The organism is Nocardia sp. NPDC055002 (assembly GCF_053608825.1).
In genome coordinates, this window is sequence record NZ_JBSGWE010000004.1 from 854,450 (window position 1) to 876,344 (window position 21,895).

The following is a 21,895-nucleotide window of genomic DNA, read 5'->3' on the forward strand; positions in this document are numbered from 1 at the left end:
TCATGACCTCAGCGACCATTCCTGGTCTTCGTGGATCCGACGGCACGGCGCCGACCGAGCACAGTGAACTGCTCGCCTGGGTACAGGAAGTCGCAGAGCTCACTCAGCCCGATCGCGTGGTCTGGGCCGACGGCTCCGACGCGGAATGGGATCGCCTGACCACTCAGCTGGTCGAGGCAGGCACCTTCAAGCAGCTCGACGAGAAGAAGAAGCCCAACTCCTTCCTCGCGCTGTCCGATCCTTCCGATGTGGCCCGTGTCGAATCGCGCACCTACATCTGTTCCGCCACCGAGGCCGACGCCGGTCCGACCAACAACTGGGTCGACCCCGCCGAGATGCGCGCCACCATGACCGAGCTGTACCGCGGCTCGATGAAGGGCCGCACCATGTACGTGGTGCCGTTCTGCATGGGCCCGCTCGGCGCCGAGGACCCCAAGCTGGGCGTGGAGATCACCGACTCCGAGTACGTGGTCGTCTCGATGCGCGTGATGACCCGCATGGGCCAGGCCGCGCTCGACAAGCTGGGCGCCGACAAGCCGTTCGTGAAGGCGCTGCACTCCGTGGGCGCGCCGCTGGCCGAGGGCCAGGCCGACGTGCCGTGGCCGTGCAGCGACACCAAGTACATCACCCACTTCCCCGAGGACCGTGAGATCTGGTCCTTCGGTTCGGGCTACGGCGGCAACGCGCTGCTGGGCAAGAAGTGCTACTCGCTGCGCATCGCCTCGGCGATGGCCCACGACGAGGGCTGGCTGGCCGAGCACATGCTGATCCTCAAGCTGATCTCGCCCGAGAACAAGAACTACTACGTCGCCGCCGCGTTCCCGAGCGCCTGTGGCAAGACCAACCTCGCGATGATCCAGCCGACCATCCCCGGCTGGCGCGCGGAGACCCTGGGCGACGACATCGCCTGGATGCGTTTCGGCAAGGATGGTCAGCTCTACGCGGTGAACCCGGAGTTCGGCTTCTTCGGCGTCGCGCCGGGCACCAACCACAGCTCCAACCCCAACGCGATGGCCACCATCGACGCGGGCAACACCGTGTACACCAACGTCGCCCAGACCGACGACAACGATGTGTGGTGGGAGGGTCTCGAAGGCGACCCGCAGCACCTGATCGACTGGAAGGGCAACGACTGGACCCCCGAGTCGGAGGGCCACGCCGCGCACCCGAACTCGCGCTACTGCACCCCGATGTCGCAGTGCCCGACCCTCGCGCCGGAGTGGGACGACCCGCAGGGCGTGCCGATCTCGGCCATCCTGTTCGGCGGTCGCCGCAAGACCACCGTTCCGCTGGTGACCGAGTCGTTCGGCTGGGAGCACGGCGTGTTCATGGGCGCCACCATGGGCTCGGAGCAGACCGCCGCCGCCGAGGGCAAGGTCGGCACCGTCCGTCGCGACCCGATGGCGATGCTGCCGTTCCTCGGCTACCACGTGGGCGACTACCTCAACCACTGGATCGACCTCGGCAAGAACGCCGACGCGAACAAGCTGCCGAAGATCTTCTACGTGAACTGGTTCCGTCGTGGCGACGACGGCCGCTTCCTGTGGCCCGGATTCGGTGAGAACTCCCGCGTGCTGGAGTGGATCGTCGGCCGTATCGAGGGCCGCTCGGGCGCCACGGCCACCGCGGTCGGCAACGTGCCCTCCGCCGCCGATCTCGACCTGGACGGCCTCGACGTGGTCGCCGCCGATGTCGACGAGGCACTCGCGGTGAACGCCGACGAGTGGCGCAAGGAGATCCCGTCGATCGAGGAATGGTTCGAGTTCGTCGGCGACAAGCTGCCTTCGGGCGTGCGTGACGAGTTCGAGGCACTCAAGGAGCGCCTGGGCTGATCCCCCGAACACCAAAAACCGCCCGTACCGTTTCGGTACGGGCGGTTTTGCTTGTCCACAGTTCGTCCGACGATTCCCGCGAACTCTTTATGGGTACATCTGTCTGTGATCAGAGCGTCGCTGGTGGTGTCAGCGCAACTGTCGCTTATATTCCTCTCGAGCTGAAACCCCTGCGAGACTCCTGCACCGCCACGCGGTCAACGACGAGATCGACGCTGAGAGGTGGTTTGACGCATGACCGATCTGGTGACCGGATTCGAGTCCGACACCTATTCGAGCACGCCCATGCAGCGCGTGGCGGGCCGACTGGAGCGGGTCCTGCCCCCGGGCTGGCGGGTCGAGGTCGTCGACCTACCTGCCCGGGGTGATGTGGCCGCGCAGCCGGTTCTCCGGGTCCATATGCCGGAAAACTAGGAGGCGGAGTCGGTCCAGCGGAGTGATGCGCACGCGTTGGTGTGAGTGCGCATGTCGGACTACTCGGCGGTCCAGCCCATGGGCATCAGGACCGACTTCTGCTCACAGAACGCGTCGAGGCCCTCGGGGCCGTTCTCGCGGCCGATGCCCGAGTTCTTGTAGCCACCGAACGGTGCGGTCGGGTCGAAGGCGTACCAGTTGATCGCGAAGGTACCGGTGCGGATCCGGGCCGCGACCTCGGCGCCGTGCTCGATATCGGTGGTCCACACCGAACCGGCCAGGCCGTAGTCGGAGTCGTTGGCGATGGCGATGGCCTCGTCCTCGGTCTCGTACGGGATCACCGAGAGCACCGGGCCGAAGATCTCCTCCTGGGCGATGGTGCTCGAGTTGTCGACGTCGGCGAAGATCGTCGGCTCGACGAACCAGCCGCGGTCCACGCCCGCCGGCCTGCCGCCGCCGAGCACCAGCCGCGCACCCTCGGCCTTGCCCTTGGCGATGTAGCCCTCCACGCGGTCACGCTGCTTTTCGCTGATCAGCGGGCCGAGCTGGGTGGCGGGATCGGTCGGATCACCGGTCTGCATGGTCTTGACGTGCGCGACCAGCGCCTCGACGATCTCGTCATAGCGACTGCGCGGCGCGAGGATTCGGGTCTGCGCGACGCAGCCCTGTCCGCTGTTCATCAGCCCGGAGAACGCGAGCACGGGAATGCTCGCGGCGAGGTCGACGTCGGGCAGCACGATGGCGGCCGACTTGCCGCCGAGCTCCAGCGACACGGTCTTGAGCTGCGCACCGGCCAGCGCGGCCAGCTTCCTGCCGACCGGGGTACTGCCGGTGAAGGTCACCTTGTCGACGCCGGGGTGGCCCGCGAGGTATTCACTGGCCTCGGCGTCGGCGGGCAGCACCGAGAGCACGCCGTCGGGCAGGCCCGCCTCGGTGAAGAGGTCGGCGAGGATGTTCGCGGTCAGCGGAGTCAGTGGCGACGGCTTGAGCACCACAGTGCAGCCGGCCAGCAACGCGGGTCCGAGCTTGTTCGCGGCGAGGAACAACGGGACATTCCAGGCGGTGATCGCGGCGACGACACCGCGGGGTTCCCGTGAGACACGCGAGGTTCCGAACAGGCCGACTCGAGTCTCGTTCCAGGCGAACGTCTTCGCGAGCTCGGTGAGTGCGTCGAGTGCCGCGACGGCGGGAATCTGGTTGAGTGTCAAGGCCGCTAACGTCGGCGCGCCCATCTCCGCGGTGAGCGCGGCGAGCAATTCCGGCGAACGCTGCTCGATCAGCCGCGCAACCTTGGTGAGTACCTCCGCTCGTTCCAGTGGAGGTGTGGATGGCCACGGCCCGCTGTCGAACGCGTCGCGCGCCGCGGCGACCGCGGCGTCGACATCGGCATTCGTTACCGCCGGCACGCTGCCGACGGTCTCCTCCGTTGCAGGGGAGACCACCGAAATGCGGTCACTACCGGCCGGGGTGGTCCACTTCCCGCCGATGAACAGACTGTCGTAGTGCATGAGAACACGTTACAGTTTTGCGGGCGAATTGTCTGCAACCTGTTCTAATTCGCTGCGGCGCAACGACTGTGAAGATTGCGAATTCCAACCTGTCGGTTCGCTTTTCGGGGAAACGCACTATTGCGTTCCGGTGGTGAAAAGGGGATGCTTTAGCTACTGATCAGCTCGCTCGATTCATCGGACATTAACAGCGAATTGGGGAGACCGACTCATGGCTGTGCAAGTGATCGGCCGATCGTTGATGACCAGCGACCAGACCGACCATCAAGCGAAAAGTGTGGGCAGTGGCGGATGGGTTGTCTCATTCCTGCCGGGCCGCACGCTCACGATCGAGCAGGCGACTGCCGCTATCCAGGCCGCTGAGGCGGTCGCGATGGTCGGCGCGCTGGCCGATCAGGTCGGCCTGACCACGTTGGAGACCGTAGGCCTGGCGATTCAGGAATCGCCGTGGGTCAGGGTGTTGCCCGAGCCGATGCGGAGGTCGCGGCGCTTGAGCTGGCTGGCGTGATCATGGTTTGGTAGCTACCACGACCAGGTTGCTGACCAGTAGCTCGCGAATGACCGGAACTCGGACGAGCCACCAGGCCCAGTGTGGGTGATAACGCGGAAAAATAGTCCGCACGTCGGCTGAAGTCGTTGCTGCCCAGTGCAACCCATCGGCCGCGGTCACCGCGAACAGTGATCGGCCGAACCTGTTCTTCGGTTCGTGTCCGTTCTTGCGCCGGTACCGGCGGGCCGCGTACTCGCCACCGAGGTAGTGCCAGAGACCGGTCTCGTGCCCACCGAACGGTCCGTGCCACACCGTGTACGAGTACACGATGAGGCCGCCGGGCTTGGTCACCCGCACCATCTCGTCCGCCATCAGCCACGGCTGCGGCACGTGTTCGGCGACGTTGGAGGAGAAGCAGACGTCGAAGGAGTTGTCGAGGAACGGCAGTGCCATCCCCGATCCGCGGACCGAACCCGACACCCGCAGCCCGGCCGCGTGCATCTCCGACGGGTCGGGCTCCACCGAGACGTAGCGCGCGCCCACCGCGGTGAACTCGTCGGCGAAGTAGCCGGGGCCGCCGCCCACGTCGAGGACGACGGTGCCGGTGAGATCGCGGCCGGTGATGTCGGCGTAGAAGTCGCCGATCAGCTCCGCGCTGTCGGTGGCGATGCCGCCGTAGAAGCGGGCCGGGTCGGACTGCTCGAAGCGGAAGCTGGTGAGCAGGCGCAGCGAGCGGCGCAGAGTGGCCCGGCGCGCGAACCTCGATCGGTCGCGTCGATGGACGGGCTGCTCGGTTGTCGGCTGGGTGGCGATCGGCACGGGCAGGAGTTTATGGGCAGACCCTTCGGTCGCGGCTGGTGGTGGGGGCGTTGGGTGGTGGGGGTGGAGATCGGTGGGGTCTTGGCGCAATCACCTGTTTCGGCGTTGTGGAGTCGGAAAAACTGACTGGACGGGGTTCGATTGGGTGATTGCGCCGGGTTCGTCTTCACGGGGTCAGCTCGGGTGCGACGGGCTGATCTGGGCGGGCGGGGTCGATACAGCCGTGTTGCGTGGAGCACACCCGCTAGTGTGGGGGCCGACGTTTGTCTGCCACCGAACCGAATGCGAGCCCCGACCGTGCGTGAAGTCCTCCTACTCTGCTGGCGTGACACCGGGCACCCACAGGGTGGCGGCAGCGAACGGTATCTGGAGCAGGTAGGCGCCCAGCTGGCCGCGCGGGGCATCAAGGTCACCCTGCGTACCGCGGGTTACCCGGGTGCCCCCAAACGGGAGCGGATCGACGGCATCGACATCAGTCGCGCGGGCGGTCGATTCACCGTTTACCCCCGCGCGCTCGCCGCCATCGTGGCCGGTCGGCTCGGTATCGGCCCGCTGCGCGGCCTGCGCCCCGACGTCGTGATCGACACCCAGAACGGCATTCCCTTCTTCGCCACCGCGACGGGTGTGCCCTCGGTGGTGCTGGTGCACCACGGGCACCGTGAGCAGTGGCCGGTCGCCGGTCGCCTGGTCGGGCGGATCGGCTGGTGGATCGAATCCACGCTGTCCCCGCGCGTGCACCGCGACAACCAGTACCTCACCGTGTCGCTGCCGTCGGCCGAGGAGCTGTCGGCGCTCGGTGTGGACCGTGAGCGCATCGCCGTGGTCCGCAACGGGGCCGAACCGGTCCCCGCCGCGGTCGTCCCCGGCGACGACGCCACCCGCGCCACCCACCCGCGCATCGCGGTCCTGTCGCGCCTCGTCCCGCACAAGCAGATCGAAGACGCCCTCACCGCGGTCGCCCACCTGCGCGAACGCTTCCCCGACGTGCACCTCGACGTCATCGGCGACGGCTGGTGGGCCCCCAACCTGCGCGCCTGCGCCGACGCACTCGGCATCGCCGACGCCGTCACCTTCCACGGCCACGTCGACGAACGCCGCAAGCACGAGATCCTCTCGACGGCCTGGGTCCACGTGATGCCCTCGCGCAAGGAAGGCTGGGGCCTGGCCGTCATCGAAGCCGCCCAGCACGGCGTCCCCACCATCGGCTACCGCAGTTCCCGAGGTCTCACCGACTCCATCGTCGACGGCGTCACCGGCCTGCTGGTCGACGACGCCTCCGCCCTGGCCGCGGCCGCCGGCGACCTCCTGGCCGACCCGGATACCCGCCTGGTGATGGGCGAGAAGGCCAGAGCCCGTGCCAACGAGTTCTCCTGGGAACAGACCGGCGCCGGTGTCTTCGAGGTCCTCGCCGCCGCCGCGCGCGGCCGCACCGTCAGCGGATTGGTCTCCCCGGCCCGGGTTTAGTCGACTCGGTGACCCGCTGCCTCTCGATCTGCTCGCCGGGCGCCCGTCCGGTCCGGGCGCACGGCCGCGGCGATCAGTCCGGTGAGTAGCAGGGCCGCCCAGAGCAGGTGGGCCGCGGCGGAGGTTCGGCGCTGGGCCGGGGTGGCGATGTCGAGAAGGGCGGGGGAAGGCACGCGGTAGAGGGCCAGGTCTTTGTCCTGGTACTTCAATTCGGCCGTGGTGAGAGTTTTCTCGGAGGCGCCGAGCGGGCCGGGGGTGGTGCGTTCGATCAGAATCCAGCCGACGCCGAGCGCCGCTAGTTCGGTGGCCGGGGCACCTTCGAGTAGCGCTTGCTCGACGGTGCGGGCGCGGTTGCCCTCGCCGGTCACCGCGTAGCCGCGGACTCGGAGTTCGCCGGTCTGCAGGACATCGTTGGGGAGGATGCGGGGAGCCGGGTCGAGGACGGGAGCTGTTCCGCTGTAGGGGAATCGGCGGAACATCCCGGCGGGAAGTACCGCTATGTCGCCGGGAGCGTCGACGTGGTCGACCACCTGTTGCCAGCCCGCGGGGTAGTGGACGGGGCGCACGGCGCCGCCGACTCCCCAGGCGAGGTCGGCCAGCGGGAGGGTGAGCAGAAGAATGAAAAGGATTGCGGCGGGGCGAAATCCGGTCCGGCCCTCGCGAATTTCCGGGTGTCCTTCGGCGGCAGAAGCTTCCGGGTCGTTGGCCAGAACTCGGCGGACTGCCACGGTGACGGTTCGGCACGCGGCCGCCGCGCACAGCGCGTAGGCGGGCATGGCCAACGCCACGTACTTCTGCGTATCCCGCAGCAGCCCGGCACCGGGAACGTGCACCACCAGCCATTCTCCGGCGGCCAGCCCCCAGCTGGTCGCGCCGAGGGCGGGCAGCACGATCGCCACCGCCGCGATCACCAGCAGCGCTCGCCCGTCACGTCCGAGCGCCCATACCGCCCCCACCCCGCACGCGACGATGCCGAGCAGCAAGAGTGTGCCGAGCAGGGCGAGCGGGGTCGTGCGGCTCGCGGGGACCGCTTCGCCGTTCCAGATCCCGCCGAGCCCGGCGAGGCTGCCGAGCGTGCCGAGCCACGGTTCGGCCCGTGCCGCGAACGCCGAGACGCCGGCCGGGTCCGACGGCTCGGCCCCCGATCCGAGCGCGGTCGCGGTCAGCCAGGGCGCGCAGGTCACGATCCACAGCGCGACGGCGGGGAGGAAGGCCCGCCGCCCGACCAGTGCGAGCCCGATCACCGCGGCCAGCAACGAGCCGGTCGGCGTCAGCCCGGCAGCGGCGAAACTCGCGGTCAGTGCCGCCCATCCACCGACAGACGCGGCGAATCCGAACCGGCTGCCCGCCCCCGCATCTTCGCCGGATTCCGTGTTGCTGGTGGCTGTTCGGATGCGTGCGGCGGCGAGCGCGGTCCACGGGAGGGCGGCGTAACCGGCGAGCAGGCTCCAGTGGCCTTGGAGAAGTCGTTCCGCGACATAGGGATTCCACAGCGCGAGGGTCGCGGCGACCAATTGCGCTCCGGTAGAAGCGGAGACGAATCGTCGCGCGAGTACCGCCGCGCCGTATCCGGCTGACCACAGCGCGACGATCAGGATCGCCTTCACGAGAATTCCGCCATCGATCACCGGCGAGAGCACGGCGAGCACGGCGTCCTGCGGAACGGCGCGGGGTGCGGCCGCGCCCACGCCGAGTGCCGAATCGGTGAGGAAGGAGCGGGGGGTGCTCACCGCGTCGCGCAGCAGCAGGTAGCCCGATCCGGCGAGCGGTCCGACGATGATCATCGTGAGCAGAGCGCAGTATCCGGCCACCAAGGCCCTTGCTCGCCCGCTACTCGTCACGTCCACGCACCTTACGTCCCGTCGGGCTTCGCCGTGGCCGGGGTCGAATAGGCGCTGTTCGGGGCCGAATCGCTCGAAGGTGAGTCCGCTTGGACTCACATTTTCGGGGTAGGCGTGATGGCGAACACAGTGAAGTGCGACCATGAGGCGTGTCCTCAGTCCGCCGCCCGCCTGTCGTTGCCGATCTGACCTGGGTGACGGCCGGCGCCATGACCGCCAACGTCGCCGGGTACCTGCTGCAATTGCTGGCCGCGAGCTGGTTGGGAGTGGAGGGATACAGCGAGTTCGCGAGCCTGCTCGCAGTGCAGTTGCTGTGCGCGGTCCCCGCCCTTGCCATGCAGAACGTGGTGGCGAGGGAGGTGGTGCGCGGGGCGTCGTTACGCGCGGTGCGAGCGATGATGTGGCGGTGTGCCGCGTTGGTCGCCGCCGTCGCGGTGGTGCTGATTCCGGTGGTGGCCGTGGTGCTCGACGTCGGCGTGTGGGCCGCTGCCGCCGCCCTCGGCGCGGCGCCCGCGTTGGTGATCCTCTCGGGTGAACAGGGAATCCTGCAGGGCGGCAATCACTTCCGCGCGCTCGCCACGGTGCTCGCGATGGCGGGTACGGCGCGGGTGGCGCCCGCGCTGCTCGCGCTGGCCTTGGGTGGCGGTGCTGCCGGTGCGTTGTGGGCGGGGGCGGGGGGCATCGTCGGCGCGGCGATCGTCGCCGGTCGCATCGCCCGCTCGACGACCGGGTCGGCGGATCCACCGACCGCTGGCAGCGGCGATGCCGGAAGCAGCCGGGAACCGATGACCAAGACCGTCGGCGTCCTTCCCGTGTTGCGTGCCGTGCAGGTGCAGGCGGCGCTGATGGCGCTGTCCTCGGTCGACCTGATCGTGGTTCGCATCGTCCTCGACGAGGTCGACGCGAGCCGCTACTCGCTGGGCACCATCGCCACCAAGATCGCGTTCTGGCTGCCGCAGGCGGTCGGCGTCGTGCTGTATCCCCGGATGGCCCAGCCCACCCATTCCGCCCGTGCGATTCGCGACGCCCTCTCGGTGCTCTCGGTGATCGGCGTCGTCGCGGTGCTGGGCGCCGCGCTGGCCGCCCCGTTGGCCCCCCTGTTCGCCGGTGCCGATTACGCCCCCATTCAGGGCATGCTGTGGCTGTTCGCCCTGCACGGTGCGATCCTGGCGGTCCTCCAGGGCGCTCTGCTCTCGGCCATCGCGGTCGAACGCACCGCCTTGGCCGCCGTCACCTGGATCGGCCTGGCCGTCGAGGTGACCCTGATGCTCGCCTTCGCCCGCACGATCGAATCCCTGATCGGCACGGCTGTCTCCGTAGCCGCGGTCACCACCACGATCGTCGCCGTCGTCGTTCTTCGCGCGGCCCGCACCCATCCGGCTCCGGCCGACCCGGTCCTGCACTGACCGAACCGGCCGGTTTCGCCCGAGGTGTCCCCGGAAACACAACAGCCCCGGCCGAAGACCGGGGCTGTTGTAGAGCGTTTCCGCCTAGGGACGCTTGTCGATGTCGATCTGCTCGGTAGGCGCGTCGTAGTCCCCACGGGGGAACTGCGTTGTCGGCGCGTCGTCGCCGTCCCACCGAGTAGCCGTGGTGTCATCCGGCGCGGCCGTGGGCGCGGGCGTCGGACGCGATCCCCGCGGACTCGCATGAGCCGCAGTGCCACCGCCGCGCAGTCCGAGGAACAACCCCGCCAGCAGCGCCAGCACGCCCAGCACGCCGAACACGATCGGCACCACACGCCCGAACAGCGAGAGCTTGTCGGTGTTCTCCTTGGCGATGGCGATCTGCGACTCCACGGTCGCCTCGTCGAACACCAGGTGCGACTTCAGTGCGGTGACCTCGGGCTTGTCGCCGGACCGCGCGTAGAACAGGTGGATCGATTCCCCACCCTTGATCACGGTGCCGGTCTGCGGCTCGACCCACAGGTCACGCACGTTGGTGTAGTAGCGCGTCATGGTGACGGGGGTGTCGCCACCCTCCACGCCCCACTTGGCGGCGGGCAGGGTGAGCCGGTTGGTCGGCGACTGCACGACGTCCCAGGTGCTGGTGACCGGCGCCTCCATCTGGAAGTGGTACACCTTCATGTTGTTGATCTCGGTCTCTTCGATGAAGTTCGCGTCGAAGGACTTTCGCACGTTGATGTCGAAGTACGGGTAGGTCTTCTTCTCGGTGCCGATCGGGAACCGGTAGCCGATGCCGGTGTGCTGCACCGGCTCCATGACGCTGCCGTCCTTGTTCACGGTCACCGCGATCGATCCGTTGGGGTCGGTGTCCACCGGCATGCCGGTGGTGCGCGAGATGGTGACGCGGTCGATGGCGGCGGTGAGCAGGCCGGTATCGCCCTGCACGTCGGTGCGCCGCAGTGTCTGGCCTGCCTGCAGCGTCATCTCGTCGGCGTCGGAGGGCTCCTCGACGGTGACGAAACGCTGGGAGATCAGCGGCACATCCTTGTTCACCACGGCGGCACCGTCACCGGAGGTCAACGACTTGGAGTCGAGGACGAGGCTCTCCTCGCCCTTCTGATTCTCCGCGATCGTCGTGATCTCGAGATCGAGTGGAGTCTTGGCGACTTTGCTCACCGTGTAGGTGGGGATCATCAGCGCGGCGACGAGTAACGCCGCGCCCAGACCCACGAGCACGCAGGCGACCGTTCTTCTGGTACCGGCACTCAGTGCCATGCAAACTCTCCTCGTCGTTCGAACACGGATGGCCCGGTGGTCTGGTATTGCACCACAGGCACTCGTGAGCCCCGACACTAACAGCCCAGGCCGCGAAGGTGCGGTGCTGTGCCGTGGAAATCGCCGACACGGCAGACTGGACCCCGATGACGACCGCCACCGCTCCCGTTTCGCGCCCGCGCGCCTTCATTCCCGCCCTCGAAGGGATGCGCGGGATGGCGGCGCTCGGTGTGCTGGTCACCCACGTCGCGTTCCAGACCGGAACGACCGGGATGCCGGTCCTCGGCCCGATCCTGGAACGCTTCGATATGGCGGTCGCGGTGTTCTTCGCGCTGTCGGGTTTCCTGCTGTGGCGCCCACACGCGGCGGCCGCGCACGGGCTCGGCCGCGCACCGCGGACCTCTCGCTACCTGTTGCACCGGGTGGCCAGGGTGATGCCCGCGTACTGGGTCGTCGTGGTGTTCGTGCTGCTGTTGCTGCCCGGCGCGGCGCATTCGGCGAACCTGCGGGTGTGGGTGTCGAATCTGTTCCTGCTGCAGGTGTTCGTGCCGTTGACATTGACCGATGGGCTCACCCAGATGTGGAGCCTGTCGGTGGAGATGGCTTTCTACCTGGTGCTGCCGGTGCTGGCCTGGCTGGTCGTGCTACTGCGCGGCGCTGCGGCGCGGTGGCGGGTGCCGGTGCTGTGCGGGCTGGTCGCGGTGTGTCTGACCTGGAATCTGTGGCCGATCCCGACGCCGGACGCGATCCACGCCGACAACTGGCTGCCCGCCTACCTGCCGTGGTTCGCGGCGGGGATGCTCCTGGCGGAACTGATCCACCTCGTGCGACCCGAGGTCCGGTGGGCGCGAGTGCTGTCGAGTCAGCCGCTGATGTGGGCGGTGGCGCTCGCCGCGTTCCTGCTCTCGGCGACCGAGTTCGGCGGTCCGGCCGGTCTGGAACGCGCGCAACCGTGGCAGTACGCGATGAAGATGGCGCTGGGCATGATCTTCGGGTTCTGCCTGCTCGCACCCCTGGTGCTGCGGCAATCCGGCGCCCCGCACCGCTGGCTGGAATCGCGCACCGCGGCGATGCTCGGCCGCTGGTCCTACGGCATCTTCCTGTGGCACCTGGTGGTGCTCACCGTGGTCTTCCCGGTCTTCGGCATCGTGCCCTTCAACGGTGACTTCCTCTACGTGATCACCCTGACCACCGCGCTCACGCTCCCGTTGGCCGCCGCGAGCTTCGCCCTGATCGAGGAACCGGCCCGCCGCTGGGCGGCCCGGTGGGATCGGCGGGCCGGGTCCGCGCGCGTCGACGAACACCGGCCGGAATCGGCGCAGCGTCCGGCGGTGCGCTGAGCCGCGCTCAGCGACGGCGGGGGAGCGCCGCCACCCCGACTGCGACGACCGCGATGACGGCCGGCGCCTGGGCCAACAGCGATCCGCCCATGTATTCGGTGCCGGAGCGCCAGGTCCCGGTCGACAGGGCCGCGGCCGAGGCCAGCGTCCCGAGGCCCGCGAGCCAGGGCAGGGTCCGCTCCGTCAGCGCGGGGCGGAAATAGTTGCAGCCCAAGGTGATCAGTGTGAACGCCGCACCGAACGGCCCGGAGATCACCGCGATCACGCCGGTCAGCCCGATCGCCGCGACCCAACCGGCACCCCAGGTGCTCGGTGCGGGCCCGGCGTCGGGCACCGCACGTCGGCGCGGAACGGCGAGCAGCACCAGGGGGATCAGCAGCAGCAGCCCGCCGAAGATCGCCAGCCGATACCAGCGGTCGGCCGGGAACGACACCGTGATCTCACCGCTGGTACCCGGCGGAACCAGCCAAGCCTGCTGCCAGCCGTCGACCACAAGTGGCGACAGCTCCCGTCCGTCGGCGGTGTGCGCCTGCCAGCCGACGTTGGTGCTCAGCGGAAGGACCAGCAGCTGAGTGCCAGTCTCCGGCGCTTTCGGATCGGCGGGGTTGTTCCCTGCGTCAGTAGGTGTGGAGCCGGCAGTCTCGCCGGTTTCGGTGGGGTCCGAGGGAGCGCCGGTTTCGCTGGTTTCGCCGGGGTTGCCCGTAGGCGCGCTGGGTGCGCCGGGGTAGGGGTCGGTGCGGGGGAGACGCAGGCGGTCGACGGTGAAGAGTTCCGTGGGGGCCACGGTGAGGTCGGGATGGCCGGGGAGCAGCTCGATATCCGCTGCGTCCTCGGGGCAGGCGCGCGCGGAAACCGGCGCGCCCGAACGGAGTTCGTCGGCGGTGGCGGTGATCGTGGTGTGCACGGCACGTCCACCGATGGCGATCACCGGACCCGCGTCGCAGCCGATGGTGATGAGCCGGTCGCCGGGAGCGTGGGCGGGATACTCGGGACCGAGCACGTCGACCTCGGCCAGGCCGGCGGGCTGGGTGAGGACGAAGCCGAGTGCGGTGCGGTCGAGCACCTCGTTCCAGCTCTGGATGCTGATCTCGATGCGATCGGTTTCGGTGGGGTACAGCGAGATTCGGGCCGGTTCGCCGTGGTCGCGTTCGGGCAGTTCGCGGATCTGCGGGCCGTTGCCCAGGTTCACCGCGACGGAGGTCGCCGTCGCGGGCAAGCCGCCGAGCGCGGTGGTGATGTCGAGTCCGGTCACCAGCGTCGGTTCCGGAAGTTCCAGTACCAGAGTGGGTTTGCCGCCCGCCGGTTCACGCACGGTGGACTCGGGTGCGGTCCAGGTGGTCTTCGGATCGCCGTCGGTAGCGGCGAAGGCGGCGCCGCGCAGGTCGGCGACATCGGCCTGACCGCGTGCCACCGGCCGGGTCGGGTCGGTGAGCAGGGCCTCCAGCGCGGGCCCCGGCCGGGTGCGCACGGTGAGGTCGGTGCCCACGGTGAGTGGTTCCGGCACCGACAGCGTGCGCCCGAAGATGCCCGGCTCCTCGGCGGGCAGCCCGAGCCCCTTGCTGCAGTGCACGCGGTCGGGGCCGTCGAAACAGTTACCGCGGCCGGGGAATTCCTGTCCGAGATCCCACCCGCTGACGATGGTTCCGGCAGCCACATCGGGCAGCACCACCCGGTGCCGGATATCCACGCGCTCCGGCGCTTCCCGGTTGGAGTAGTCGTCGAGCGTGAGTTCGCTGATCCCGAATTGACCACCACGAGTGCCGGTTTCGGTGCGGGCGGCGCTGATCATCACCCAGTCGGATTTGCCCGCGGGCAGCGCGACGGACACGGGCTCTCCGGGTTCGGTGATCCGTGCCGACACCGTTCCGCGTGAGGTGCGGACCTCGACCCACTTCACCGGATCACCCAGCGCCGCCGCCGTGGTGGTGAAGCGCAGCGAGCCGTTGGCGATCGGCTTGTCGAGATCGAGTCGAATCCATTGCCCGAGAGCGGATTCGGAACCGTTGCTGATCCACGCGGTGCTCGGATCGCCGTCCACGGCGGCCGCGGTGGAGCTGCCGGGCGCCGCTCCGCCGATCTGGGTGGCATCGGCGGCCGAGCTGGACGCGGTGACCTTCGCGCCCGACCATTCGCCCTGCACGAGTTCGGCGCCTTCGACCGGGTAGTCGGGGACCAGGTTGTGGGTGCGCCGGGCGTCGTCGGCGGCGCGGACCGCGGAGTTGTGGTTGTCGACCCGGCCGAAATCGGACTCGCGATCCATCGGGGTGTCGGTCAGCAGCACGGGCCGCGGCGGTAATCCGGCGCGGCGCGCGTCGGCGTCGAGAAGCACTGGCGCCGTGGGGTTCCCCCCGTCACGGCGCACACGCTCCAGCACCTCGGGGCCACCCTGGACAACCGGGGTCGACTCCAGCGGGACGGTGTACGCGCCGGGGAACCCGGGCGGCGCGCCGGTGCCGCTGCGTACGTCGACGGGGGTGCCGGGCGGTGGGACGTCGACCCGGTAGATCTCGACGGCCGGGTAGGCGGGCTGGAGATCGTTGTCGACCACCAGTCCCGCATCCGCCGCGCGCGGCCCGATGTTCGCGCCGAACGAGGTCACTCTGGTGAGGCCCGGCGAGCCCTCGATCGCGCGGTGCGCCAGCATCGGACGCGTCGAACGCGAGGTCTCGGGGTCGAGATCGTTGCGCAACACCAGGATTCCGATGCCCTGGTCGGCGAGGGTGGCGGCGAGGCCGGTCGACGGCCTGCCGTCGGCGATCAGCCGCTGCACCGAGTCCATCGCGCGAATCGTGCCCGGCGGGTTCAGGGGAACCGAATCGCGCACGGCCCAGGGGGTACTCGCCAGGGCTTGCAGCGGTTCGTCGCGGGTGAGTCCCCAGATCTGGCTGCCGAACGGCGCACCGGGTACCACCAGCGCGCGGGTGTCGGCGGCGTTGTCGGCCAGCCAGTCGGCGGTGTCGGTCCAGTAGGCGGGCACCCGGTCGTAGGCGCCGCGCGGGGCCAGCCGCCCGGTCCACGCCAGTGAGGTCGCGAGGGTGAGCGCGGCCAGGACCAGCGCGGCGACCGCGACGAGCCGGTCGCGCTCGGGATGGGCGAAAGAGCTGCGCCACACCGGCATCGGCACGGAGGCGGGCAGCGCCACCCGGCCGAGCAGATGCGCCAGTCCCACCACCAGCGGCAGCCGGATCAGCGGTTCGAGCTTGTGCACATTCCGCAGCGGCGCACCGCCCGAGTCGAGGAAGATCCGCACCGATTCGGCGAACGGCCCTCCGAGTGTCCCGACATATCCCGCGCAGATCCCCGCGAGTCCCACGCACAGGATCAAGGCGAACCTGCCCCGATAGGGCATCGTCGACCGCGCGAGTCCGGCCATCCCCGCCGCCGCGAGCAGGCCGGTGGCGAGCACCGCGGCAGGCTGGGTCACCAGCACCGCGCCGGCGATTCGTTCGGGTGAGACGAACGGCGTCCAGCTATCGGTCCCGCGCAGCACCTCGCTCAACGCTGCCCACTGCGTCGTCACCCCGGACGACTCGATGAAGTCGAGGAACGGCGGACTCACCTTGCCGAGCAGCAGCAGCGGCACCACCCACCAGAACGTGGCGAGGACCAGCAGCGGAATCCACGCTCGGGTGAACCGCCACCACTGCCGATTCGGCCGATAGGTTGCCCACCACAGTGCCGCGGGCAGGAACGCCGCCACGGTCGCGACAGCGTTCACCGAACCCATCAACGCCAGCGCCAGCGCGCTGCCCGCCGGTGAGAGCGGGCCGCCGCGCCGTCGTTCGATCGCGGTGCCCAGTGCCGCGGGCGCGAGCAGCACCCACGGAGCCAGCATCATCGGCAGGGTTTCCGAGGAGATCGAGCCGAGCGTGGTCAGTACACGCGGCGACAACGCGAACGCGATGCCCGCGATCACCCGTGACCCGCGCGAGCCGATGCCGAGCGTTTCGCACAGCTTGACGATTCCCCAGAACCCGGCGAGCAGCAGCAGCGCCCACCAGACGCGCTGGGTGACCCACGCGGGCAGGTTCAGCAGGTGCCCCGCGGAGAAGAACGCGCCGTGCGGGAAGAAGTAGCCGTAGGCCTGGTTCTGGACCTGGCCCATCGGGGCCTGGCTGCTCCACAGGTGCGACGCTCGCGCGAGGAAACCGAGGGGATTCTGCGCGAGGTCGTACTTGGTGTCGGCGACGGTGAGGCCGGGCGCCTGCGCGAAGGTCAGTACGAAGGCGGCTACTACCGAGCCGACGAGCCAGCGCCAGCCCAGTGGCGCCTTGTCCGGTTGCCCCGATGCGGGGCGCGACGCGCGGGCGTCGGCCTCAGCGGCTGCCGTATTCAGGGGCGTTGAGCAGCGACGAGTCTTTGTCACCGCTGCGGTCGATCGAGGGCGCCGTGTTCTGCTGCACCGCCGCCGTGATGGCGAAGACGGCGATCGCGCTCAGCAGGGCGCCGCCGACCGCGCTGGCAACAGCCGGAACAGCAAACTTCATCGCGCACTCCAATACGCTCGACGACGGGGCCTGTCTCCGGTCAACCTAGCAGGTGTACCGGGCTCGGTCAGTCGTTGGGCAGCTCGCAACGCAGGGCGCTCAGCAGGGTGCGAAGTTTGACGGTCGTCTCGGCCAGCTCGGCGTGCGGATCCGACGCCGCGACGATCCCGCCGCCCGCGCTCGCCCGCAGCGTCCGCCGATCGGCGGAGAGCTCGCCGCCGCGAATCGCCACGACCCATTCGCCGTCGCCGTCGTCGCCGCACCAGCCCACCGCGCCGCCGTAGAAGCCGCGTCGCGGTTCGTCGGTCGCGATCGCGTCCAGGGACGCGGTGAACGGGGTGCCGTTGACGGCGGGGGTCGGGTGCAGCAGCAGGGCCAGGTCGAGGGCGGTGGTCGACGGGTCACGCAGCACGCCGTGAATGGGAGTGGCCAGGTGCCAGACCTGTTCGGTGCTGAGGAGCTCGGGCGCGTCGGGGATGCGCAGTTCCGTGCAGACAGGGGTCAGTCGCTGCCGGATCCAGTCGATCACGAAGGCGTGCTCGTCGTGGTTCTTCGTGCTGGACAGCAGCTCGCGCGCCTGGGCCGCGTCATCGGCCGGATCGGCGCGGCGAGGCAGGGTTCCCGCCAGCGGATTCAGGCTGACGCGGTCGCCGTGCCGCGCGACCAGTACCTCGGGTGTCGCCCCGATCAGCGTCTCGCCGGATCGACCCGCCGCGGACAGGTCGACCGCGTACACCGCGGCATTCGGATGCCTGGTCAGCAGGTGTGCCGCCAGTACCTCGGGGTCCAGTGGCGCGTCGGCCTCCAGCACGATCGACCGTGCGGCCACTACCTTGCGCAGCTCGTTCGCCGGGTCACCCAGTTGCTCGACCAGCTTCGTCACACGCGCGACATGTTCTGCCGTACTGGGTATTTCGGCCACCACGCGCACGCCGGGCAATTCCGGGAGCGCCGCAGGTCGCCACGGTCCCGCAGTGTGCAGCACCGTCTCCGGTTGCCAGAGCGCCGCGGCTTCGCGCGGATCGAAGGGGAGCGCGCCGACGATCAATGTCGGTGCCGCGCCGGGCGAGTCATGCTGTTTCCCGGCCGAATCGGTGACGTGGCCGGGCCGTTTCCGCCACGCACGCAGCGCCGCCACTGCCTGCCGAGGGTCGGAGTACGCCTGGCGCACCCCTGACGTCCGCAACACCGCGTCGGGTCGAGCGAGCAGGAATTCGTTCATGGTGCTTCGACCATAACGCCGCCGATGTGGCGCCGATCCGGGAGAGCGACGGAACTCTCACCGCGCGACGGCACCACGAAGTTCCGGTGTGGCGAACCGCTACTGCTCCGGTGGCACCAGGAAGACCGGCCGGTGCCCGTGCTTGAGAACGGCCTCGGCGACGCTGCTGTGCAACAGCGCGCGCAACCCCGTGGCACCGCGCGTACCGGCCACGATGATGTCGACGTCGAGCTCATCGGCGCAGTCCACGATGGCGTTCCAGATCGTGGTGGTGCACTCGGCGGTGCGTGGTTCGGCGTCGATTCCGGCCAGTTTCGCCAGGTGCACGCCCTCGGCGTTGATCTTGCGGGCGTCGGAGTAGGCGATGTCCTCCACCTCTTCGTCGGGCACCCAGTCCGGCTGCATCACCCCGGCGAGCCCGGAGATGCGCGCGGCCTGGCGCACCATCGGTTCCCATGCGGTGAGCAGAATCGCGCGGTCGGCGGTCAGGAATCGTCCCGCGTACTCGATGGCGCGTTTGGCGTGTTCGGAACCGTCGTAGGCGATGAGCATCCGATCGCATGCCATGACGACCTCCTGCGCTGGTCGGAGCGGCTTTTCCCTCAGATTACCCCGCGGATGTGTGTATCAATCCGAACCACCGTGGTGGGGTTCGCGCCGGAGGCGGGCTACCGTGGAGCGCATGCGGAAATCGCCTGTGGTCGTGTTCGCAGTCCTCGCCGCCGTTGCCACCGCCTGCTCGGGAGGTTCGTCGAACGAGACGACGCCCGCGGCGAGTAGCAGCGGAGTGGCCGCCCCCTCCGCCGCCGGAGAGTCGAGTTCGCCCGCGTCGGCGACTCCGATCCAAAGCAATTGCGGCGCAGACTATCTCGCCAAGCTCTCCCAGCGGGAGAAGCTGGCCCAGCTGCTGACCGTCGGCATCACCGGTTCGGCGGACGCGTCGAACGTGGTGAGTTCGGAGCAGGTGGGCGGCATCTTCGTCGGCAGCTGGACCGATCCGAGCCTGCTGGACAAGTCGGCGCTCGACGCGGTGAAAGCGCAGGCCAAGGTCCCGCTGATGGTGACCATCGACGAAGAGGGCGGGCGGGTCTCGCGCGCCAAGAACGTGATCGGCGCCGCGCCGTCGGCCCGTGAGATCGCGCAGACCCAGACCCCTGAGCAGTACTACCAGTTCACGCTGACCAGGTCGAAGGCGCTGAAGGATCTGGGCATCACTGTCGATTTCGCTCCCGACGTCGATGTGAGCAGCCAGCCCGACGACAGCGTGATCGGCGACCGCTCCTACAGCGACGACCCGAAGGTCGTCACCGAATTCGCGGGCGCCTACATCCGCGCGGCCAACGAGGTGGGCCTCGGTTCGGTGATCAAGCACTTCCCCGGCCACGGCTCCGGTTCCGGTGACTCGCACACCGGCGCCGTCACCACCCCGCCGCTGGACCAGATGCAGAACACCGACCTGGTGCCGTTCCGCGAGCTGGTGAACTCCGGTGCGGCGGTGATGGTCGGCCACCTCGACGTGCCCGGCCTGACCGAGCCCGATGTGCCCGCCAGCATCAGCCCGGCCGCGATGACGCTGCTGCGCGAGGGCAAGGGCTACGGCGCCGCCCCCTACGACGGCCCGATCTTCACCGACGATCTCAGCGGCATGGCCGCCATCACCGCCCGGATGTCCATCGCCGACGCGGTCGAGGCCACGCTCGTCGCGGGCGCCGACAACGCGCTGTGGATCAGCAGCGATGCGGTGCCGCAGGTACTCGACCGTTTGGAACAGTCGGTCTCGAGTGGCAAACTGCCCGCCGACCGGGTCGACACTTCCGTACTGCGGATGGCGCGCTACAAGGGCGTAGCGCTGGGCTGCTGATCGCACCCGGCGACTGTGCGGCAAATGAGCGCGGGTGAACTTACCTTGGAGTAAGATAGGTGGTTCACCCTGCGGTAGGAGAGTGGATGGCAGGCGGGACCAAGCGACTTCCCCGGGCAGTTCGCGAGCAACAGATGCTCGATGCCGCCGTCGAGGTATTCGCACGCAAAGGCTTCCACGACACGTCGATGGATGCCATCGCCGCCGAGGCGAAGATCTCCAAACCCATGCTCTACCTGTACTACGGATCCAAGGACGAGCTGTTCCGTGCCTGCATCCAGCGCGAGGGTCTACGTTTCATCGAGGCCGTCGCGCCCGCGGGTAACCCGCAGCTGACCCCGCACGAACAGGTCCGCACCGCGCTGGAGGGTTTCCTCGATTTCGTCGATCGCAATCGGCAGTCCTGGCAGGTTCTCTACCGTCAGGCTATCGGTCAGCAAACATTTGCCGCCGAAATCGACAATGCCCGTGAGCGGGTCATCGAGCTCACCGCGAAACTGCTGGAATCCAGCGCCAAGAACGCCGACCCCGGCACCAACTTCGAGGTCGTCGCGGCGGCGGTGATCGGTGCGGGTGAGGCCATCGCCGACCGGGTCGCCAGCGGGCGGATCGAAGTGGCAGAGGCGGTCGACCTGCTCGACGACCTCGCCTGGCGCGGCCTGGCCGGCCGGAAGAAGATCGAGTAGCGGTTGCGCCCGGCCCCGTCGGCTGCGATCGTGCACGGTTGACGTTTCACGACAGACGGGGTGGCAGTGTTCGGTGTGTTGAAGCCGTGTGCGCACGGCGCGGCGAAATATGGCATCGATCCGGGGCAGTGGCAGGCACACATGTGCGGGCTGTGTCTGGGTCTGCGAGACGGGCACGGTCAGCTGGCCCGCGCCGCGACCAACACCGATGCGATCGTGCTCAGTGTGCTCACCGAGGCGCAGTCGGGGGCGGGTGCGCGCACGAGCGCCGGTCCGTGTCCGCTGCGCGGGATGAAGCGCGCGTCGGTGGTCGCCGCGAACGCGCCGGGTGTGCGGTTGGCCGCCACGGCGTCACTGCTGCTGGGCGCGGCCAAGATCGGCGATCACGTGGAGGACGGGGACGCCTCCGTCCTCGCCCGCCGGCCGATGCGGCGGGTGTCGAACGCCTGGGCCGCACGAGCACAGCAGCAGGCTGATCTGATCGGGCTCGATGTGCGGCCCATGCTGAACGCGATCGCCACCCAGTCCTCGATGGAGTCCCGCGCGGCGGTCGAGGTGATCACGCTCGAGGAACTCACCGGGCCGACTCAGCTCTGTGCCGCGACCCTTTTCGGTCACACCGCGACCCTGGCCGGGCGACCGGAAAACGTTGCGGCCCTGCAGGAGATCGGTCGGCACGTCGGCCGCATCGCGCATCTGGCCGACGCCATCGAAGACCTCGAGCGCGACCGCGCCCGTGGCCGTTTCAATCCGCTGGAGGCCACCGGAACGGATATGCCCCGCGCCTACGATCTGTTGCGCGAGAGCGAATCCCGCATCCGGCAGGCCGCGTCCGAGGCCGAACTCGACCAGCTGCCGACGGTGCGCTGGGCGCTGCTCGATCCGCTGGCGAGCCTGCTGCGGAGCCTCGGTCGAGGTCTCGGCATCGCCGTCGGCCATGCCTGCCGCACTCCCGTTACGGCGCAGCAGCATTCGCCGTACGAGTTCCCGTCCCCGCCCGGACGGCGCCCGAGCAGGCCGGGGCCGTTCAAGGCGAGCGGACTCGTGCTCGGCGTCTACTGCACCGGCATGGCCTGCTGTGTCGACCACACCAGTCCCTGCACCGGCGAGCAGAAGGACGCCTGGGCCAAGAACTGTGACTGCGGCAGTTGCTGCGATTGCGGTGAGTGCTGCGGCAACTGCTGCGGCGAGGACTGCTGCTGCGGCGACTGCAGCTGCGATTGCGGCTGCTGACGAAAAAGGCTCGCGCG

The 21,895-nt window shown here is 69.1% G+C and carries 17 protein-coding genes; 9 read left to right on the forward strand and 8 right to left on the reverse strand.

Annotated features, from left to right (window positions below):
* Nucleotides 1-2 precede the first annotated feature (2 nt).
* Complete coding sequence (locus ACWF99_RS20710; protein ID WP_378635046.1) at nt 3-1,832, forward strand: phosphoenolpyruvate carboxykinase (GTP); 1,830 nt, start codon at nt 3-5, stop codon at nt 1,830-1,832.
* A 234-nt stretch (nt 1,833-2,066) separates the two neighbouring features.
* A complete protein-coding gene (locus ACWF99_RS20715) occupies nt 2,067-2,246 on the forward strand; it encodes a hypothetical protein (protein ID WP_378635048.1) in 180 nt (59 codons plus the stop codon).
* A gap of 59 nt (nt 2,247-2,305) precedes the next feature.
* On the opposite strand, the gene ACWF99_RS20720 is transcribed toward ACWF99_RS20715, so the two are convergent.
* Nucleotides 2,306-3,754, reverse strand: coding sequence for an aldehyde dehydrogenase (locus tag ACWF99_RS20720; protein ID WP_378653847.1), 1,449 nt, complete (start codon nt 3,752-3,754; stop codon nt 2,306-2,308).
* A gap of 211 nt (nt 3,755-3,965) precedes the next feature.
* On the opposite strand from ACWF99_RS20720, the gene ACWF99_RS20725 reads away from it, so the two are divergent.
* Nucleotides 3,966-4,262, forward strand: coding sequence for a hypothetical protein (locus ACWF99_RS20725; protein WP_056823697.1), 297 nt, complete (start codon nt 3,966-3,968; stop codon nt 4,260-4,262).
* On the opposite strand, the gene ACWF99_RS20730 is transcribed toward ACWF99_RS20725, so the two are convergent.
* The gene (locus ACWF99_RS20730) at nt 4,263-5,063 is read right to left on the reverse strand and encodes a class I SAM-dependent methyltransferase (RefSeq protein WP_378635054.1); all 801 of its coding nucleotides are present in this window, start codon (nt 5,061-5,063) and stop codon (nt 4,263-4,265) included. It abuts the gene before it with no gap.
* 297 nt (nt 5,064-5,360) lie between these two features.
* Between ACWF99_RS20730 and ACWF99_RS20735 the strand changes: the two genes are divergently transcribed.
* Entirely contained in the window at nt 5,361-6,527 is a 1,167-nt protein-coding gene (locus tag ACWF99_RS20735; protein ID WP_378635057.1) for a glycosyltransferase family 4 protein, read from the forward strand.
* Here the strand turns inward: ACWF99_RS20735 and ACWF99_RS20740 are convergent.
* A complete protein-coding gene (locus ACWF99_RS20740) occupies nt 6,524-8,368 on the reverse strand; it encodes a hypothetical protein (protein ID WP_452537124.1) in 1,845 nt (614 codons plus the stop codon). The genes ACWF99_RS20735 and ACWF99_RS20740 overlap by 4 nt on opposite strands.
* 209 nt (nt 8,369-8,577) lie before the next feature.
* Between ACWF99_RS20740 and ACWF99_RS20745 the strand changes: the two genes are divergently transcribed.
* Entirely contained in the window at nt 8,578-9,774 is a 1,197-nt protein-coding gene (locus tag ACWF99_RS20745) for a polysaccharide biosynthesis protein (RefSeq protein ID WP_452537177.1), read from the forward strand.
* 84 nt (nt 9,775-9,858) lie between these two features.
* On the opposite strand, the gene ACWF99_RS20750 is transcribed toward ACWF99_RS20745, so the two are convergent.
* The gene (locus ACWF99_RS20750) at nt 9,859-11,049 is read right to left on the reverse strand and encodes a DUF3068 domain-containing protein (protein ID WP_378635063.1); all 1,191 of its coding nucleotides are present in this window, start codon (nt 11,047-11,049) and stop codon (nt 9,859-9,861) included.
* A 146-nt stretch (nt 11,050-11,195) separates the two neighbouring features.
* Here ACWF99_RS20750 and ACWF99_RS20755 point away from each other — a divergent pair, with 146 nt between their 5' ends.
* The gene (locus ACWF99_RS20755) at nt 11,196-12,389 is read left to right on the forward strand and encodes an acyltransferase family protein (RefSeq protein WP_452537125.1); all 1,194 of its coding nucleotides are present in this window, start codon (nt 11,196-11,198) and stop codon (nt 12,387-12,389) included.
* A 7-nt stretch (nt 12,390-12,396) separates the two neighbouring features.
* Here the strand turns inward: ACWF99_RS20755 and ACWF99_RS20760 are convergent, their stop codons facing one another.
* The 4 genes from ACWF99_RS20760 to ACWF99_RS20775 form a co-directional block, all read right to left on the reverse strand.
* Nucleotides 12,397-16,725 carry an alpha-(1->3)-arabinofuranosyltransferase domain-containing protein gene (locus ACWF99_RS20760; protein ID WP_452537178.1) on the reverse strand — a complete coding sequence of 1,443 codons (4,329 nt, stop codon included), beginning with the start codon at nt 16,723-16,725 and terminating at the stop codon, nt 12,397-12,399.
* Nucleotides 16,706-16,876: a DUF2613 domain-containing protein gene (locus ACWF99_RS20765; RefSeq protein ID WP_022566695.1), complete on the reverse strand. Its 171-nt coding sequence runs from the start codon at nt 16,874-16,876 to the stop codon at nt 16,706-16,708. The genes ACWF99_RS20760 and ACWF99_RS20765 overlap by 20 nt, the downstream gene beginning before the upstream one ends.
* A 67-nt stretch (nt 16,877-16,943) precedes the next feature.
* The gene (locus tag ACWF99_RS20770; RefSeq protein ID WP_378635069.1) at nt 16,944-18,098 is read right to left on the reverse strand and encodes an isochorismate synthase; all 1,155 of its coding nucleotides are present in this window, start codon (nt 18,096-18,098) and stop codon (nt 16,944-16,946) included.
* Between the two features lie 99 nt (nt 18,099-18,197).
* The gene (locus tag ACWF99_RS20775) at nt 18,198-18,665 is read right to left on the reverse strand and encodes a universal stress protein (RefSeq protein WP_378635072.1); all 468 of its coding nucleotides are present in this window, start codon (nt 18,663-18,665) and stop codon (nt 18,198-18,200) included.
* Nucleotides 18,666-18,780: 115 nt separating this feature from the next.
* Between ACWF99_RS20775 and ACWF99_RS20780 the strand changes: the two genes are divergently transcribed.
* The 3 genes from ACWF99_RS20780 (at nt 18,781) to ACWF99_RS20790 (ending at nt 21,878) form a co-directional block, all read left to right on the forward strand.
* The gene (locus tag ACWF99_RS20780) at nt 18,781-19,959 is read left to right on the forward strand and encodes a glycoside hydrolase family 3 N-terminal domain-containing protein (protein ID WP_378653860.1); all 1,179 of its coding nucleotides are present in this window, start codon (nt 18,781-18,783) and stop codon (nt 19,957-19,959) included.
* Between the two features lie 86 nt (nt 19,960-20,045).
* Nucleotides 20,046-20,645, forward strand: a complete 600-nt coding sequence (locus ACWF99_RS20785) for a TetR/AcrR family transcriptional regulator (RefSeq protein WP_378635078.1) — start codon at nt 20,046-20,048, stop codon at nt 20,643-20,645.
* Nucleotides 20,646-20,705: 60 nt separating this feature from the next.
* Nucleotides 20,706-21,878 (forward strand): DUF5685 family protein, encoded by a 1,173-nt coding sequence (locus ACWF99_RS20790; protein ID WP_452537126.1) that lies wholly within the window; start codon nt 20,706-20,708, stop codon nt 21,876-21,878.
* Nucleotides 21,879-21,895 lie beyond the last annotated feature (17 nt).

Excerpts from the sequence above, each read along its gene's own strand:
- ACWF99_RS20710 (WP_378635046.1), top strand. The coding sequence starts at position 3 with ATGACCTCAGCGACCATTCCTGGTCTTCGTGGATCCGACGGCACGGCG.
- ACWF99_RS20715 (WP_378635048.1), top strand. The coding sequence starts at position 2,067 with ATGACCGATCTGGTGACCGGATTCGAGTCCGACACCTATTCGAGCACG.
- ACWF99_RS20720 (WP_378653847.1), bottom strand. The coding sequence starts at position 3,754 with ATGCACTACGACAGTCTGTTCATCGGCGGGAAGTGGACCACCCCGGCC.
- ACWF99_RS20725 (WP_056823697.1), top strand. The coding sequence starts at position 3,966 with ATGGCTGTGCAAGTGATCGGCCGATCGTTGATGACCAGCGACCAGACC.
- ACWF99_RS20745 (WP_452537177.1), top strand. The coding sequence starts at position 8,578 with ATGACCGCCAACGTCGCCGGGTACCTGCTGCAATTGCTGGCCGCGAGC.
- ACWF99_RS20750 (WP_378635063.1), bottom strand. The coding sequence starts at position 11,049 with ATGGCACTGAGTGCCGGTACCAGAAGAACGGTCGCCTGCGTGCTCGTG.
- ACWF99_RS20755 (WP_452537125.1), top strand. The coding sequence starts at position 11,196 with ATGACGACCGCCACCGCTCCCGTTTCGCGCCCGCGCGCCTTCATTCCC.
- ACWF99_RS20765 (WP_022566695.1), bottom strand. The coding sequence starts at position 16,876 with ATGAAGTTTGCTGTTCCGGCTGTTGCCAGCGCGGTCGGCGGCGCCCTG.
- ACWF99_RS20770 (WP_378635069.1), bottom strand. The coding sequence starts at position 18,098 with ATGAACGAATTCCTGCTCGCTCGACCCGACGCGGTGTTGCGGACGTCA.
- ACWF99_RS20775 (WP_378635072.1), bottom strand. The coding sequence starts at position 18,665 with ATGGCATGCGATCGGATGCTCATCGCCTACGACGGTTCCGAACACGCC.
- ACWF99_RS20780 (WP_378653860.1), top strand. The coding sequence starts at position 18,781 with ATGCGGAAATCGCCTGTGGTCGTGTTCGCAGTCCTCGCCGCCGTTGCC.
- ACWF99_RS20785 (WP_378635078.1), top strand. The coding sequence starts at position 20,046 with ATGGCAGGCGGGACCAAGCGACTTCCCCGGGCAGTTCGCGAGCAACAG.